Annotated in this window: 13 protein-coding genes; 11 read left to right on the plus strand and 2 right to left on the minus strand. The window is 72.0% G+C overall.

All coding sequences use genetic code 11. The features are described 5' to 3' along the window. Nucleotides 1-24 precede the first annotated feature (24 nt). The 4 genes from FHX73_RS21540 (at nucleotide 25) to FHX73_RS21555 (ending at nucleotide 3,471) form a co-directional block, all read left to right on the plus strand. The gene (locus FHX73_RS21540) at nucleotides 25-768 is read left to right on the plus strand and encodes a YggS family pyridoxal phosphate-dependent enzyme (protein WP_145906562.1); all 744 of its coding nucleotides are present in this window, start codon (nucleotides 25-27) and stop codon (nucleotides 766-768) included. 303 nt (nucleotides 769-1,071) lie between these two features. After that, nucleotides 1,072-1,686: a cell division protein SepF gene (locus FHX73_RS21545; protein WP_145906563.1), complete on the plus strand. Its 615-nt coding sequence runs from the start codon at nucleotides 1,072-1,074 to the stop codon at nucleotides 1,684-1,686. An 88-nt stretch (nucleotides 1,687-1,774) separates the two neighbouring features. Then, the gene (locus tag FHX73_RS21550; protein WP_145906564.1) at nucleotides 1,775-2,065 is read left to right on the plus strand and encodes a YggT family protein; all 291 of its coding nucleotides are present in this window, start codon (nucleotides 1,775-1,777) and stop codon (nucleotides 2,063-2,065) included. A 50-nt stretch (nucleotides 2,066-2,115) separates the two neighbouring features. Then, complete coding sequence (locus FHX73_RS21555; protein WP_145906565.1) at nucleotides 2,116-3,471, plus strand: DivIVA domain-containing protein; 1,356 nt, start codon at nucleotides 2,116-2,118, stop codon at nucleotides 3,469-3,471. A gap of 129 nt (nucleotides 3,472-3,600) precedes the next feature. Here the strand turns inward: FHX73_RS21555 and ileS are convergent, their stop codons facing one another. Then, a complete protein-coding gene (gene ileS, locus FHX73_RS21560) occupies nucleotides 3,601-6,729 on the minus strand; it encodes an isoleucine--tRNA ligase (RefSeq protein ID WP_145906566.1) in 3,129 nt (1,042 codons plus the stop codon). Nucleotides 6,730-7,344: 615 nt separating this feature from the next. On the opposite strand from ileS, the gene FHX73_RS21565 reads away from it, so the two are divergent. The 5 genes from FHX73_RS21565 (at nucleotide 7,345) to FHX73_RS21585 (ending at nucleotide 10,573) form a co-directional block, all read left to right on the plus strand. Beyond that, complete coding sequence (locus tag FHX73_RS21565) at nucleotides 7,345-7,866, plus strand: TraR/DksA family transcriptional regulator (protein WP_246213635.1); 522 nt, start codon at nucleotides 7,345-7,347, stop codon at nucleotides 7,864-7,866. A 125-nt stretch (nucleotides 7,867-7,991) separates the two neighbouring features. Then, nucleotides 7,992-8,621, plus strand: coding sequence for a signal peptidase II (gene lspA, locus FHX73_RS21570; RefSeq protein ID WP_145906568.1), 630 nt, complete (start codon nucleotides 7,992-7,994; stop codon nucleotides 8,619-8,621). Nucleotides 8,622-8,653: 32 nt separating this feature from the next. Further along, nucleotides 8,654-9,592, plus strand: a complete 939-nt coding sequence (locus FHX73_RS21575; RefSeq protein ID WP_145906569.1) for an RluA family pseudouridine synthase — start codon at nucleotides 8,654-8,656, stop codon at nucleotides 9,590-9,592. Beyond that, nucleotides 9,592-10,050 carry a GNAT family N-acetyltransferase gene (locus FHX73_RS21580; protein ID WP_145906570.1) on the plus strand — a complete coding sequence of 153 codons (459 nt, stop codon included), beginning with the start codon at nucleotides 9,592-9,594 and terminating at the stop codon, nucleotides 10,048-10,050. The genes FHX73_RS21575 and FHX73_RS21580 overlap by 1 nt, the downstream gene beginning before the upstream one ends. 37 nt (nucleotides 10,051-10,087) lie before the next feature. Then, nucleotides 10,088-10,573 (plus strand): LURP-one-related/scramblase family protein, encoded by a 486-nt coding sequence (locus FHX73_RS21585; RefSeq protein ID WP_145906571.1) that lies wholly within the window; start codon nucleotides 10,088-10,090, stop codon nucleotides 10,571-10,573. Between the two features lie 45 nt (nucleotides 10,574-10,618). On the opposite strand, the gene FHX73_RS21590 is transcribed toward FHX73_RS21585, so the two are convergent. Further along, nucleotides 10,619-11,620 carry a mechanosensitive ion channel family protein gene (locus FHX73_RS21590; RefSeq protein WP_246213637.1) on the minus strand — a complete coding sequence of 334 codons (1,002 nt, stop codon included), beginning with the start codon at nucleotides 11,618-11,620 and terminating at the stop codon, nucleotides 10,619-10,621. Between the two features lie 123 nt (nucleotides 11,621-11,743). On the opposite strand from FHX73_RS21590, the gene FHX73_RS21595 reads away from it, so the two are divergent. After that, nucleotides 11,744-14,482 (plus strand): alpha/beta fold hydrolase, encoded by a 2,739-nt coding sequence (locus tag FHX73_RS21595; protein WP_145906572.1) that lies wholly within the window; start codon nucleotides 11,744-11,746, stop codon nucleotides 14,480-14,482. Further along, a complete protein-coding gene (locus FHX73_RS21600) occupies nucleotides 14,479-15,333 on the plus strand; it encodes an ABC transporter permease (protein ID WP_145906573.1) in 855 nt (284 codons plus the stop codon). Before FHX73_RS21595 ends, FHX73_RS21600 begins: the two co-directional genes overlap by 4 nt. Nucleotides 15,334-15,339: the final 6 nt, after the last annotated feature.

The following is a 15,339-nucleotide window of genomic DNA, read 5'->3' on the forward strand; positions in this document are numbered from 1 at the left end:
CAGGACGACGAACAGGCAAGGGACATGACGAACCAGCAGCCGCCAGGGTTCCCGACGGACCGTCTGGAGCAGCTCAGGAGCGGCCTGTCCGTGGTCGAACGAAGGATCGACGCGGCCTGCGCCGCAGCGGGCCGGCCGCGCTCCGAGGTGACCCTGGTGGTGGTGACCAAGACCTACCCCGCCTCGGACACCCGTCTGCTGGCCTCGCTGGGGGTCCGCGAGGTGGCCGAGAACCGGGACCAGGACGCGGCGCCCAAGGCGGCCGACTGCGCCGACCTGCCGCTGGTCTGGCACTTCGTCGGACAGTTGCAGACCAACAAGGCGCGCTCGGTCGCGCGCTACGCGCACCATGTCCACTCGATCGACCGGTCGCGCCTGGTCACGGCGCTGTCCGAGGCGGTGCTGCGGGCCGAACGGCCGGGGTTGGGCTGCCTGGTGCAGGTCGCGCTGGACGGCGGCAGCGCCGCGGGGCGGGCCGGCGTGGACCCGGACCGGGTCGGCGAACTGGCCGATCTGATCGCCGACACGCCCGGGCTGCGGCTGGACGGTGTGATGACCGTCGCTCCGCTGACCGGACCGTTGGCGGGCGACCCGGCCGCCGCCTTCGGGCGACTGGCGGAAATCGCAACCGCCGTACGCGCGAGCCATCCTGCTGCCACGATGGTGTCGGCAGGCATGAGCGGCGATCTGGAGCAGGCGATCGCCGCCGGAGCGACACATGTACGCGTCGGTACGGCGGTGCTCGGTGCGCGGTCACCCCTCGGGTAACGTCACCGGGTAGTAGATCAGACTGCCGGACAAATCGGGACAGATCACCGATTCGTCCGGTCGAACAACCATTGTGGATCGTATGTCCGCGGCCACGCGCACGGACTGACGGGTCATCGGCTACCCCACGGGGGTACCTCCCGGCCGAAAGCCGGGGGATTCGCCGGGATCTGACGGAAGGTGAGCGGACCGCGGTCCTGGACATCCGACTCCTCGGCTACGGGCCACCGTACTCGACGGAGCCGGGTCTCGCGGGCCGAGCGGTGTCGGAACCCGATCCACCACAGAGCGGAGGACAGGAGCATGGCCGGCGCAATGCGCAAGATGGCGGTCTACCTCGGCCTCGTGGAGGACGAGACGTACGACGGCCAGGGTTACGACCCGGACGACGACTACGACACGGACCCCGAGCCGATCAGGACCGGGCGGGCCGAGGAGATCCCGCGCCCGGCGGAGCCCGTGACACCCCCGACGGCGCAGGTCGCCTCGATCGCGCCCCAGCCCCAACCGGTGGCGGCCGCGGTGCCGATCCGGGCCGAGCAGCGGATGGCCCCCGTGTCGTCCATCACACCCGAACGCCGTCAGAACCTGGAGAAGAGTGCCCCGGTGATCATGCCCAAGGTCGTGAACGAGCGGGAGCCGTACCGCATCACCACGCTGCACCCCCGGACCTACAACGAGGCCCGTACCATCGGGGAACAGTTCCGCGGCGGCACCCCGGTGATCATGAATCTGACCGAGATGGACGACACCGACGCGAAGCGACTCGTAGACTTCGCCGCTGGACTCGTCTTCGGTCTGCACGGCAGCATTGAGCGCGTGACGCAGAAGGTGTTCCTGCTGTCTCCTGCTAACGTCGATGTCACGGCGGAGGACAAGGCTCGGATCGCCGAGGGTGGGTTCTTCAACCAGAGCTGACCCGGCCACGACGTCATGTGTGGACCTGATGGACAGTGAGTGACCAAGCAGTTCCAGGAACAAGCAGAAGCTGGGAGTGGGATACCCGATGGTGATCGTGGGGGCAGTGCTGTACTACGCGCTGACCGTCTTCCTGGTCATTCTGCTGTTCCGCCTGGTCATGGACTGGGTCTTCCAGTTCGCCCGCTCGTGGCGACCCGGAAGGGCCATGGTGGTGGTCCTGGAGGCCACGTACACTGTCACGGATCCGCCACTCAAGCTTCTTCGGCGGTTCATCCCGCCGTTGCGTCTCGGGGGCGTGGCGCTCGACCTGTCCTTCTTCGTACTGATGATCATTGTGTATGCCCTGATCTCGCTCGTGCAGCGTCTGCCGTGGTGAGCGATGCGGCAGGATGCCATCTGTGCCGACGATCACGTTGAGGTGAAGAGATGCCGTTGACCCCCGAGGACGTTCGGAACAAGCAGTTCACGACCGTCCGCTTGCGCGAAGGCTATGACGAGGACGAGGTCGATGCCTTCCTCGACGAGGTCGAAGCCGAGCTGACCCGCTTGCTGCGCGAGAACGAGGACCTGCGGGCCAAGCTCGCCGCCGCGACCCGGGCCGCCGCGCAGAACCAGGCCAACATGCGCAAGGAGCAGCCGCAGGACGCGCAGCGTCCCGGCGCCCCGGTGCCCGCCGCCATATCCGGCCCGCCGGTCCCCGGCCAGCAGGGTCCGGGCCAGCAGCCGCAGTTGCCCCAGCCGCCGCAGCAGCAGCAGATGGGCGGCCACCAGCCGCTCGGCCTGCCGTCCGGCGCGCCCCAGCTCCCGGCCGGCCAGGGCATGCCGCCCCAGCAGGGCCAGCTGCCCGGCCAGGGCGGTCCCGGCCAGATGCAGCCGATGCAGCAGGGCATGCCGCAGCAGGGCATGGGCACCATGGGCGGCCAGCAGCAGCTGGTGCAGCCGATGGGCGGTCAGATGATGCCGATGGGCGGCCCGATGCAGGGCGGTCCCGGCCAGATGCAGCCGATGCAGCAGGGCATGCCGCAGCAGGGCATGGGCACCATGGGCGGCCAGCAGCAGCTGGCGCCGATGGGCAACCCGCTCGGCGGTCCGCTCGGTGCCCCGATGCAGCAGCAGCAGGGTCCCGGCGGCGACAGCGCCGCCCGGGTGCTGGCGCTCGCTCAGCAGACCGCCGACCAGGCGATCTCCGAGGCGCGCTCCGAGGCCAACAAGATCGTCGGCGAGGCCCGCAGCCGCGCCGAGGGCCTGGAGCGGGACGCCCGCGCCAAGGCCGACGCGCTGGAGCGGGACGCCCAGGAGAAGCACCGCGTCGCGATGGGCTCGCTGGAGTCCGCCCGCGCCACCCTGGAGCGCAAGGTCGAGGACCTGCGCGCCTTCGAGCGCGAGTACCGCACCCGCCTGAAGTCCTACCTGGAGACCCAGCTGCGCCAGCTGGAGTCGCAGGCGGACGACTCGCTCGCCCCGCCGCGGATCCCGGCCACCGCCTCGCTGCCGCCGGCGGCCTCCTCGATGGCCTCCACCGGCGCGCCGTCCTTCGGCGGCCAGTCCTCCTTCGGTGGGAACGCCCCGTCCTTCGGCGGCGGCAACTCGCCGTCCTTCGGCGGCGGTCAGCCCTCGTTCGGCGGTCAGCAGGCTCCGAACGGCGCCCCGCAGATGGCCCCGGCCGGGATGACCCAGCCGATGGCCTCGGTCCGCCCGCAGCCGCCGCAGCCGATGCAGCCCATGCAGCAGGCCCCGGCCCCGATGCGCGGCTTCCTGATCGACGAGGACGGCGACAACTGAGGTCCCGTCAGTACCAACGAGGGCGCCCCCACCGCGATGCGGTGGGGGCGCCCTCGTTTTGTGCGGGATTTCCGCCGGCAGCGCGAAGGGGCCGCTGCTCCGTACGGAACGGCGGCCCCTTCGGGTCCGTCAGGCCTTGCGCAGTCGGAAGACCAGGCCGGTGCCCTCGTCGGTGAAGGCCGGGGACTCCCAGTCGGCCCCGCCGTTCGCGAAGTCGGTGGCCAGCACCTCCTCGGCGACCAGCGCGCCGTGCTCGGCGAGCGCGGCCACGGTCTCCTCGACCGCCGACTCCCAGCGCAGCGCGATCCGGTCGGACACGTCCAGGCCGGAGTTCTTCCGGGCCTCCTGGATCTGCCGGATCGCGTCACGGGCGATGCCGAGCCGCTTGAGCTCCGGGGTGATCGCCAGGTCCAGGGCGACGGTGGCGCCGGACTCGTTGGCGACGGCCCAGCCCTCGCGCGGGGTCTCGGTGATGACCACCTCGTCGGGCGAGAGGCTGATCGCCTCGCCGTCCAGCTCGACCGAGGTCGAGCCGGTGGCCCGCAGCTCGGCGGCCAGCCGGGCGGCGTCCGCGGCGGCGACCGCCTTGGCCACCTCCTGGACCCCCTTGCCGAACCGCTTGCCGAGCGCCCGGAAGTTCGCCTTCGCGGTGGTGTCCACCAGCGAACCGCCGACCGCGGCCAGCGACTCCAGCGCGGCCACGTTCAGCTCCTCGGCGATCTGCGCGCGCAGGTCGGCGGGCAGCTCCTCCCAGCCCTGGGCCGCGATCAGCGCCCGGGAGAGCGGCTGACGGGTCTTCACCCCGGACTCGGCGCGGGTCGCCCGGCCGAGCTCGACCAGCCGGCGGACCAGCGCCATGTGCCGGGACAGGTCGGTGTCGATCAGCGACTCGTCCGCCTCCGGCCAGGAGGACAGGTGCACCGAGGCCGGGGCCTGCGGGTCCACCGGAACCACCAGGTCCTGCCAGACCCGCTCGGTGATGAACGGGGTGAGCGGGGCCATCAGCCGGGTGACCGTCTCCAGCGCCTCGTGCAGGGTGGCCAGCGCGGCGGCGTCGCCCTGCCAGAACCGGCGGCGGCCGCGCCGCACGTACCAGTTGGACAGGTCGTCGACGAACCCGGAGAGCAGCTTGCCGGCCCGCTGGGTGTCGTAGTCGGCCAGCGCCGCGTCGGTGCCCTTGACCAGCTGGTTCAGCTCGGAGAGCACCCAGCGGTCGAGCAGCGGGCGGTCGGCCGGCGCCGGGTCCGAGGCGCTCGGCGCCCAGCCGGCGGTGCGCGCGTACAGCGCCTGGAAGGCGACGGTGTTCCAGAAGGTCAGCAGCGTCTTGCGGACCACCTCCTGGATGGTGCCGTGGCCGACCCGGCGGGCCGACCAGGGCGAACCGCCGGCCGCCATGAACCAGCGCACCGCGTCGGCGCCGTGCTGGTCCATCAGCGGGATCGGCTCCAGGGTGTTGCCCAGGTGCTTGGACATCTTCCGGCCGTCCTCGGCGAGGATGTGGCCCAGGCAGACCACGTTCTCGTAGGAGGACTTGTCGAAGACCAGGGTGCCGATCGCCATCAGCGTGTAGAACCAGCCGCGGGTCTGGTCGATCGCCTCGGAGATGAACTGGGCCGGATAGCGGCTCTCGAACAGCTCCTTGTTCTGGTACGGGTAGCCGTACTGGGCGAACGGCATCGAGCCCGAGTCGTACCAGGCGTCGATCACCTCGGGCACCCGGACGGCGCGGCCGGCGCACTGCGGGCAGTCGAAGGTGACGTCGTCGATGAACGGGCGGTGCGGGTCCAGCCCGCTCTGGTCGGTGCCGGTGAGCTCGGACAGCTCGGCCAGCGAGCCGACGCAGGTGAGGTGGCCCTCCTCGCAGCGCCAGATCGGCAGCGGGGTGCCCCAGTAGCGGTTGCGGGAGAGCGCCCAGTCGATGTTGTTGTTCAGCCAGTCGCCGAAGCGGCCGTGCTTGACCGTCTCCGGGTACCAGTTGGTGGCCTCGTTCTCCCGGATCATCGCGTCCTTGACCGCGGTGGTCCGGATGTACCAGGACGGCTGCGCGTAGTAGAGCAGCGCGGTGTGGCAGCGCCAGCAGTGCGGGTAGCTGTGCTCGTACGGGAGGTGGCGGAACAGCAGGCCGCGGGCCGACAGGTCGGCGACCAGCGCCTCGTCGGCCTTCTTGAAGAAGACCCCGCCGACCAGCGGGACCTCGGGGGAGAAGGTGCCGTCGCTCTCCACCGGGTTCACCACCGGCAGGCCGTACTTGCGGCAGGTCGCCAGGTCGTCGGCGCCGAAGGCGGGGGCCTGGTGGACGATGCCGGTGCCGTCCTCGGTGGTCACGTAGTCGGCGTTGAGGACGAAGTGCGCGTCCTCGATGGCGACCAGGTCGAACGGGCGGCGGTAGGCCCAGCGCTCCATCTCGGCGCCGGTGAAGCGCTCGCCGGTCGGCTCCCAGCCCTCGCCCAGCGCCTTCGCCAGCAGCGGCTCGGCCACCACCAGCTGCTCGGTGCCGTCGGTGGCCACCACGTAGGTGACCTCCGGGTGCACCGCGGCGGCGGTGTTGGAGACCAGCGTCCACGGGGTGGTGGTCCACACCAGCAGCGCGGCGCGGTCGGCCAGCGGGCCGCTGGTGAGCGGGAACCGCACGAAGACCGAGGGGTCCACCACGGTCTCGTAGCCCTGGGCCAGCTCGTGGTCGGACAGGCCGGTGCCGCAGCGCGGGCACCAGGGGGCGACCCGGTGGTCCTGGACCAGCAGGCCCTTGTCGAAGATCTGCTTGAGCGACCACCAGACCGACTGGATGTAGGACGGGTCCATGGTCCGGTAGGCCTGGTCGAGGTCGACCCAGTAGCCCATCCGCTGGGTGAGCTTGGTGAACTCGTCGGTGTGCCGGGTCACCGACTCGCGGCACTTGGCGTTGAACTCGGCGATGCCGTACTTCTCGATCTCCGGCTTGCCGGAGAAGCCCAGCTCCTTCTCCACCGCGAGCTCCACCGGCAGGCCGTGGCAGTCCCAGCCGGCCTTGCGGGCCACGTGGTAGCCCTTCATCGTGCGGTAGCGCGGGAAGACGTCCTTGAAGACCCGGGCCTCGATGTGGTGCGCGCCGGGCATGCCGTTGGCGGTCGGCGGGCCCTCGTAGAAGACCCACTCGGGACGGCCGGCGGACTGCTCCAGGCTGCGCTGGAAGACGTCCTGCTCGCGCCAGAAGCTGAGGATGCCGTGCTCCAGGGCGGGCAGGTCTACCTGGGCGGGGACGGGGTTGTACGTGCTCACTTCGCCTCCGGCGGATGCGTGTGACGGGCATTCCGACCGGAGGGACGAGGCGTCTGGCGCCCCGCGGTACCACCCTCCTTGACCGCCGCGAACTGCCGACGGCCCACTCCTTGGGCTTGCTGCCGGGTCTACTGGGTCGAATCTTCTTTCGGCCGTTCTTCCGGCGGCTCCGGGGTGATCTTCCCGCCGCGCACACCCCCGGGCTCACACCGTCCCCGGGTCGCTCATGGCTGCGTACGTCGGTACTCGTCCCATCTGCGCCTTGCCGGCCCAGTCTATAGGGCCGGTACAACCGGTTTCGGCCAACCGGGCCACGGCGTCGCCGGGCCGGGCCTGAGCAGGGCGGTTAACCAGTGACGATGTGGGCACAACCTTCTCGCTGCCCGGGGACCGCGATGTCCACGGCTGCCCGAGTGGGTTCGCTGTGTGGCATCGGTATGTCCCGTTGTGACCGGATTCGATCAGGATTATCGTTCCGGCACCGGAGGCCGACGGGAACCGTCGGCCGGAGTCATTCGTAGATGGGGTCGAGCCATGGCTGAGAAGGCAACGGGCGCGGGTACCGCCACGAGGCGGATCCGGAAGGCCGTGGCAGGCGACCAAGGGGAGGGTTCCGTGACCACGACGACGACACGGCGGAAGACCAGTACCACCACCGGGCGTTCCGCGGCCACCAGCCGTAACCACACGCCGGCGGGCAGTGGCGCCCGGGCCGGGGGCGGCGGCGCCGAGTCCGTCGACCCGGCCGAGCTGCCGGTCCGTCAGGGGGAGGACGCGTGGACCGCGGCCGAGGTCGCCGAGGTGCACGCCGAGCTGGCGGCGGACGTGCAGCGGCTGCGCGACGAGATCGAGGCGGCCGAGGCCGCGCTCACCGGCCTGATGCGCGACTCGAACGACGGCGCGGGTGACGACCAGGTGGACGCCGGCACCAAGAACATCAGCCGGGAGAGCGAGCTCCAGCTGGCCAACAACGCCCGCGACATGCTCGACCAGAGCGAGCGCGCGCTGGCCCGGCTGGAGGGGGTCGGGTTCGGCGTCTGCGAGTCCTGCGGACAGGCGGTCGGCAAGGCCCGGCTGCAGGCCTTCCCGCGCGCGACGCTCTGCATCTCGTGCAAGGCCAAGCAGGAACGCCGCTGACCCCTTCTGCTGGCTTCCGGCCGGGATCCGCAGGGGCCGTCGGGGGCGGGGTCGGGCAGGGCCGCCGGGTGCGTGCCGTACGCTCGACCTCGTAACGTCGGCCCCTTTTCTCGGCAGCGGAGCGGATCATCACTACCCCAGGTTCTCCCCAGACCCAGGACGAGGAGTCCGGGCCCTCCGGCGCCGATCCGGCCGCGCCGACCGGTGCCAAGGCGGCGGTGCGCCGCCGCCGCCTCACCGTGCTCTTCTCGGTCGCCCTGCTGGTCTTCCTGATCGACCTGAGCAGCAAGCTGCTGGTGGTCGCCAAGCTGGAGGGCCGCTCGCCGATCCGGATCATCGGTGACGTGGTCACCCTGCAGGTGATCCGCAACTCCGGGGCCGCCTTCGGCATGGGGCAGACCATGACCATCGTGTTCACGGTGATCGCCGCCGCCGTGGTCGTGGTGATCTGGCGGATCTCCCGCCGGCTCTACAGCCTGCCCTGGGCGATCGCGCTCGGCCTGCTGCTCGGCGGCGCGGTCGGCAACCTGACGGACCGGATCTTCCGCTCCCCGTCCGTCTTCCGCGGCCACGTGGTCGACTTCATCTCGGTGCAGCACTTCGCGGTCTTCAACCTGGCCGACTCGGCGATCGTCTGCGGCGGCATCCTGGTGGTGCTGCTCTCCTTCCGCGGCAGCAACCCGGACGGCACCACGCACCGCACCGCGGCGGAGGAGCCCACCGAGGACCCCACCGAGGCCTCCGAGGACGAATAGGACCTGCGGTTCCTTACGGCATACTCGTACGGGTGAGTACCGCAGCGCAGATCCGCACCCTTCCCGTTCCGGACGGCCTGGAGGGCGAGCGTCTCGACGCCGCCCTGGCCCGGATGTTCGGCTTCTCGCGGACCAAGGCCGCCGAACTGGCCGCCGACGGGAAGGTCCGGATCGACGGCTCCCCGGCCGGCAAGTCCGACCGGGTGATGGCCGGTTCCTGGCTGGAGGTCGAGATCCCGGCCCCCGCCGCCCCCGTGCAGGTGGTGCCGCAGCACGTCGACGGCATGCGGATCGTGCACGACGACCAGGACATCGTCCTGGTCGACAAGCCGGTCGGGGTCGCCGCCCACCCCAGCCCCGGCTGGACCGGCCCGACCGTGATCGGCCACCTGGCCGCCGCCGGCTACCGGATCTCCACCTCCGGCGCGGCCGAGCGCCAGGGCATCGTGCACCGCCTCGACGTCGGCACCTCCGGCCTGATGGTGGTGGCCAAGAGCGAGCGCGCCTACACCGACCTGAAGCGGCAGTTCCACGACCGGATCACCGACAAGCGCTACCACACCCTGGTGCAGGGCCACCCCGACCCGCTCAGCGGCACGGTGGACGCCCCGATCGGCCGGCACCCCAGCTCCGACTGGAAGTGGGCGGTCACCCGGGACGGCAAGCCCTCGGTCACCCACTACGACCTGATCGAGGCCTACCGGGCCGCCTCGCTGCTCGCGGTGAAGCTGGAGACCGGCCGCACCCACCAGATCCGGGTGCACATGTCCGCGCTGCGCCACCCCTGCGTCGGCGACCTGACCTACGGCGCCGACCCGGTGCTGGCCAAGCGGCTGGGCCTGACCCGGCAGTGGCTGCACGCGGTCTCGCTGGGCTTCGAGCACCCGGCGGACGGCGAGTGGGTGGAGTTCTCCAGCCCGTACTCCGAGGACCTGCAGAAGGCCCTCGACGTGATCTCCGCGGAGAGCTGATGACCGCCGAGATCCAGGTGGTGCGCGACGAGCGGGCGCTGGACGCCGCCTTCGAGGTGCGCCGGGAGGTCTTCGTGGTGGAGCAGGAGATCCCGGTCGAGCTGGAGTACGACGAGCTGGACGCCACCTCCACCCACCTGCTGGCCCGGGCCGCCGACGGCACCCCGCTGGGCACCGCCCGGCTGATCAGCGGCGAGCAGGCGCTGGCGAAGACCGGGATCGCCGGCCGGGTGCTGCTCGGCCGGCTCGCTGTGCTGAAGGCGGCGCGGGGAACCGGACTGGGGGCCGCGCTCGTCGACGCAGTCGAGCAGGCCGGCCGCGAGCTCGGCGCCGAGGAGTGCGAACTGCACGCCCAGGTCCGGGCGATGGGCTTCTACGAGAAGCTCGGCTACATTGCCGAGGGCCCGGAGTTCGATGACGCCGGGATCCCGCATCGCAGCATGGTCAAGGCGCTCTGAGCCTGGACGCAGCTCCACAGCACAATGAGGGGGACCCGTGCGCTACCTGGTGCGCGACCGGATGTTCGCTTTCCACGAGGAAGCCTGGATAGAGACCGAGCACCGGGAGAAGGTGCTCAGGGTCAACAAGAAGCTGTTGCGGCTGCGCAACACCTTCCACTTCGTGGACACCCAGGGCACGGTGGTCGCGAGCATCGTGCGCAAGGCCTGGACCTTCCACCACACCATCCTGATCAAGCAGGACGGGCGGAAGGTCGCCAAGGTCAGCCGGAAGGTGTTCAAGCTCTTCGGCGACCGGTTCAAGGTGAAGCTGGCGGACGGGCGGCGGCTGAAGATCGTCGGCAACCTGTGGGACCGCGAGTTCGACATACAGGAGCGCGGCAGCACGCTGGCGCACATCTCCCGGCGGCTGTTCAGCATCCGGGACGCCTACTCGGTGGACGTGCTGGTGCCGGCGGAGACCACCCTGCTGCTGGTGCTGGCGGTCTGCGTGGACCACGTCCTGCACGAGCAGCGGGACTGACGGCCCGTCCGCCGACCCGGCGTCAGCCGCCGGTGCGCCGGTGCGTCAGTCACCCGTGCGGACGCGGGGCAGCGCGTGCGGGTGCTCGTCGCGCAGCCAGGCGACCAGCTGCTCGCGCACCTCGCAGCGCAGCGCGAAGCAGCCGGCCGGGTCGGCGGCGGTCATGGTGGCCCGCAGCAGCAGGGTGCTGGGCGTGGTGTCCCACACCACCAGTCCCCAGTCCCGCCCGTCCCAGTGCGCCGACTCGGCCAGCACCTGCCCGAGCCGCGCGCGCAGCTCGGGCACCGGGACCGAGTGGTCCAGGTGCAGCAGCACCGAGGCGAGCAGGCCCGGGTCCCGCCTGGTCCAGTTCTCGAACGGCTTGCTGACGAAGTAGGAGACCGGCACGATCAGCCGCCGGTCGTCCCAGAGCCGCACCACCAGGCTGGTCAGGGTGATCTCCTCGACGGTGCCCTGCTGGCCGTCCACCACCACGGTGTCGCCGATCCGCACGGTGTCGCCCAGCGCGATCTGCAGGCCGGCGAAGAAGTTGCCCAGGGTGCTCTGGGCGGCGATGCCGGCCACGATGCCGATGATCCCGGCGGAGGCCAGCAGGCTGGCGCCGACCGTGCGCATCGCGCCGAAGGTCAGCAGCATCACCGCGATCGTGACCACCGCGACCAGGGCGATCAGCACCCGGCGCAGCAGGCCGAGCTGGGTGCGCACCCGGCTGAGCCGGGCCGGGTCCTCGGCCACCGACTCGTAGCGGGCCAGCGCCGCGTCCAGCGCCGCCGCGGCGACCCGGGCGACCAGCCAGCCGACCGCCGCGATCAGGGCCAGCAGCAGCGCGTGCCGCAGGTCCGGGTCGGCCCGGTGCACCGGGCCGGTGGCCATCAGCAGCCCGAGCAGCACCACCAGCTGGAGCGGCACCCGGCAGCGCCGCAGCGGGGCCCAGACCCGCTCGGCAGGGTGCCGCTCGCTCAGCCGACGCAGCGTCAGGTCCACGGCCCAGCCGACCGCCAGGGTGACCGCGAGGACGACGAGCAGGGTGAACAGCGGCCAGAGCACGGGCCCACGATACGCCGCACACCGGGCCATCCCGGACAAGCCGGACGGATCGTCCGGGGCACGCCGCCGGCCGGGCGGGGACTTTTAACTGATCCTCACACCCGCCGCATAGGATCACTGCCCATGAGGCTGCGCGGACGTATCCAGCTGACCCGTCGCCGGGTGCTGTCGGCCGGGCTAGCGCTGCTCGCCGTGGTCGGCATCGGCACCGTCACCGCAGTGGCCGACACCCCGCAGCCGGTGCACGAGCAGGACCAGTTCCTCAGCATGCCCGCCGCGCCCGGCAGCACCGACCAGGTCCGGATCGACACCTCCTTCTTCACCACCGGGACCAGCCCGCGCCCCGCCGTGCTGCTCGCCCACGGCTTCGGCGGCAGCAAGGCCGACGAGGCCGGCGACGCCCGGGCGCTGGCCCGCTCCGGCTACGCCGTGCTCACCTGGTCGGCGCGCGGCTTCGGCCACTCCACCGGGCAGATCGGCCTGGACTCGATGGACGGCGAGGTGCAGGACGTCAAGCACCTGGTCGACTGGCTGGCCACCCGGCCCGAGGTGCAGCTCGACGCCCCCGGCGACCCCCGGGTCGGCATCGCCGGAGCCTCCTACGGCGGCGCCATCGCGCTGATGGCGGCCGCCGCGGACCCCCGGATCGACGCGATCGCGCCCCAGATCACCTGGTGGGACCTGCCGCAGGCGCTCTTCCCGCAGAACGTGCAGGGCGGCTCGCCGGCCGACGGGGTGTTCAAGAAGCTCTGGGCCGGCATCTTCTTCACCACCGGCTCGGCCGGCGACCCGACCACCGGCGGCAAGCAGTCGCAGCCGCAGAACGGCCCGGTCGGCTGCGGCCGGTTCACCCCCGAGCTGTGCGCCATGTACAACCGGGTGGCCGCCGCCGGACGCCCCGACGCGGACGCGGTCGCGCTGCTCGCGAAGTCCAGCCCCGCCAGCTACGCGTCGCAGATCAAGGTGCCCACCCTGGTGGTCCAGGGCCAGCAGGACTCGCTCTTCCCGCTCGACCAGGGCGACGAGATGGCCAAGGCGATCGCCGCCAACGGCGTCCCGGTCTCGGTCGACTGGTTCGCCGGCGGCCACGACGGCGGCCAGGAGACCAGCGCCCGGGTGCAGTCCCGGGTCACCGCCTGGTTCGACCGCTACCTGAAGAAGCAGCAGGTCTCCACCGGCCCCGCCTTCCGGGTCACCCGGACCGGGGGAGTGGACTCCACCGGCTTCCAGGCCGTGCTGAACGGCGCCGACGCCGACAGCTACCCGGGGCTGAACGGCACCGCGAGCCGCTCCGTGCAGCTGACGGGCGGTCAGCAGACCATCGCCAACCCGCCCGGCGGCTCGCCCCCGGCGATCTCCACCGTGCCCGGCCTCGGCGCGCTCACCCAGGCCTCCCAGCTCGGGCTCGGCCTCTCGGTGGACTTCCCCGGCCAGTCCGCGAACTTCGACTCCGCGCCGCTGGACGGCTCGCTCCAGCTCACCGGCGCCCCGCAGGTGAGCATCACGGTGCACGCCGACCGGCCGGACGCGGTGCTCTTCGCCAAGCTCTACGACCTCGCGCCGGACGGCAAGACCACGCTGCCCGAGCAACTCGCCGCCCCGCTGCGGGTGACCGGGGCCGACGCGCCGGGCGGAAGGACCGTCACCATCCGGCTGCCCGCCGTCGACTACTCCTTCCCGGCCGGCCACAAGCTGCGGCTGACCCTCTCCAGCACCGACCTCGCCTACGCCTCGCCCGCCGAGCCGGCCACCTACCAGGTCGCCGTGGCCGGGCCGGTCACCGTGCCCACCGACGCCTCGCTCACCCCGGAGGCGATGACGCTGCCCAACCGGGTCTGGGTGCTGCCGCTGATCGCGGTCGCGGTGGCCGCGGCACTGCTGCTCACCGGTCGGCGCCGCCGCGCGGTGCCGCCGCCGGACCCGGAGCTGGCCGAGGTGCCGCTGGTGATCACCGGCCTGAGCAAGCGCTACAAGGGCGCCCAGGACCGGTACGCGGTGCGCGACCTCTCGTTCACCGTGCAGCCGGGCCAGGTGCTCGGGCTGCTCGGACCCAACGGCGCCGGCAAGACCACCACGCTGCGGATGCTGATGGGCCTGATCCGCCCCGACGAGGGCGAGATCCGGGTCTTCGGCCACCCGGTGCGGCCCGGCGCGCCGGTGCTCTCCCGGGTCGGCGCCTTCGTCGAGGGCGCGGGCTTCCTGCCGCACCTGAGCGGCCGGGCCAACCTGGAGCTGTACTGGCGCTCCACCGGTCGGCCCGCCGCGGACGCCCACCTGGACGAGGCACTGGAGATCGCCGACCTCGGCGAGGCCCTCGGCCGCGCCGTGCGCACCTACTCGCAGGGCATGCGGCAGCGCCTGGCGATCGCCCAGGCCATGCTCGGCCTGCCGGACCTGCTGATCCTGGACGAGCCGACCAACGGTCTGGACCCGCCGCAGATCCGCGAGATGCGCGAGGTGATGATCCGTTACGCGGCCGCCGGACGCACCGTCATCGTCTCCAGCCACCTGCTGTCCGAGGTCGAGCAGAGCTGCACCCACCTGGTCGTGATGGACCGCGGCCGGCTGGTCACGGCCGGCGAGGTCGGTGCGATCGTCGGCAGCGGCGAGCTGCTGCTGGTCGGCACCCCGGCCGAGTACGGCCCGCGGCAGCTGGCCGACGCGGCCGAGAAGGTCGCGGCGCTGGCCGGCATCGGCGAGGTGGAGGTGGTCGGCCACGGCCTGCTGGTCCGGCTGGCCGGCGCCACGCCGGCCGAGCTGATCGCCGAACTGGTCCGGCTGGACGTGCCGGTGGAGCGGGCCGGACCGCACCGCCGCCTGGAGGACGCGTTCCTCTCGCTGATCGGAGGAGGAGCCGGATGAGCCTCGAAGTCGCGGACCGGGCCCCGGGCTACCGCCCGGGCCACACCCTGCCGCTGCGGGTCGAGGTGGCCCGCCAGCTGCGCCGCCGCCGCACCCAGGTGATCTTCGCGGTGCTGTTCGCGCTGCCCTTCGTGGTGCTGGCCGCGTTCCAGCTCGGCGGCACCCCGCAGGGCCAGGACCGGACCACCTTCATCGCGCTGGCCACCGCCTCCGGCCCGAACTTCGCGGCCACCACGCTCTTCATGGGCACCGGGTTCCTGCTGGTCATCCCGATGGCGCTGTTCCTGGGCGACACGGTGGCCGCCGAGGCCGGCTGGTCCTCGCTGCGCTACCTGCTGGCCGCGCCGGTGCCGCGGACCAGGCTTCTGCTGCGCAAGCTCACCGTCGGCCTGCTCTTCTCGGCCGCGGCGATCGTGCTGCTGCCGCTGGTCGGGCTGGCCGTGGGCACCGCCGCCTACGGCTGGGGCGACCTGCGGCTGCCCACCGGCGGCAGCCTGCCGGCCGGCCAGGTGCTGCCCCGGCTGGCGATCGCGGTGGTCTTCGTGGTGCTCGTCGAGGTGGTGGTGGGCGCGCTCGCCTTCTACCTCTCCACGGTCACCGACGCGCCGCTCGGCGCCGTCGGCGGGGCCGTCTTCACCGCCATCATCACCGGGGTGCTGGACGCGATCACCGCACTCGGCTCGCTGCGCGAGTGGCTGCCCGCGCACTGGCAGTACGCCTGGGCGGACGCGCTGCAGCCGCAGTTGGAGTGGGGCGGCATGATCCAGGGCTCGGTGCTCTCGCTCAGCTACGCGCTGATCCTGCTGGCGCTCGCCTTCCGCGGCTTCACCCGCAAGGACATCACCTCCTGAGGAACC

The organism is Kitasatospora viridis (genome assembly GCF_007829815.1).
Lineage (GTDB): Bacteria > Actinomycetota > Actinomycetes > Streptomycetales > Streptomycetaceae > Kitasatospora > Kitasatospora viridis.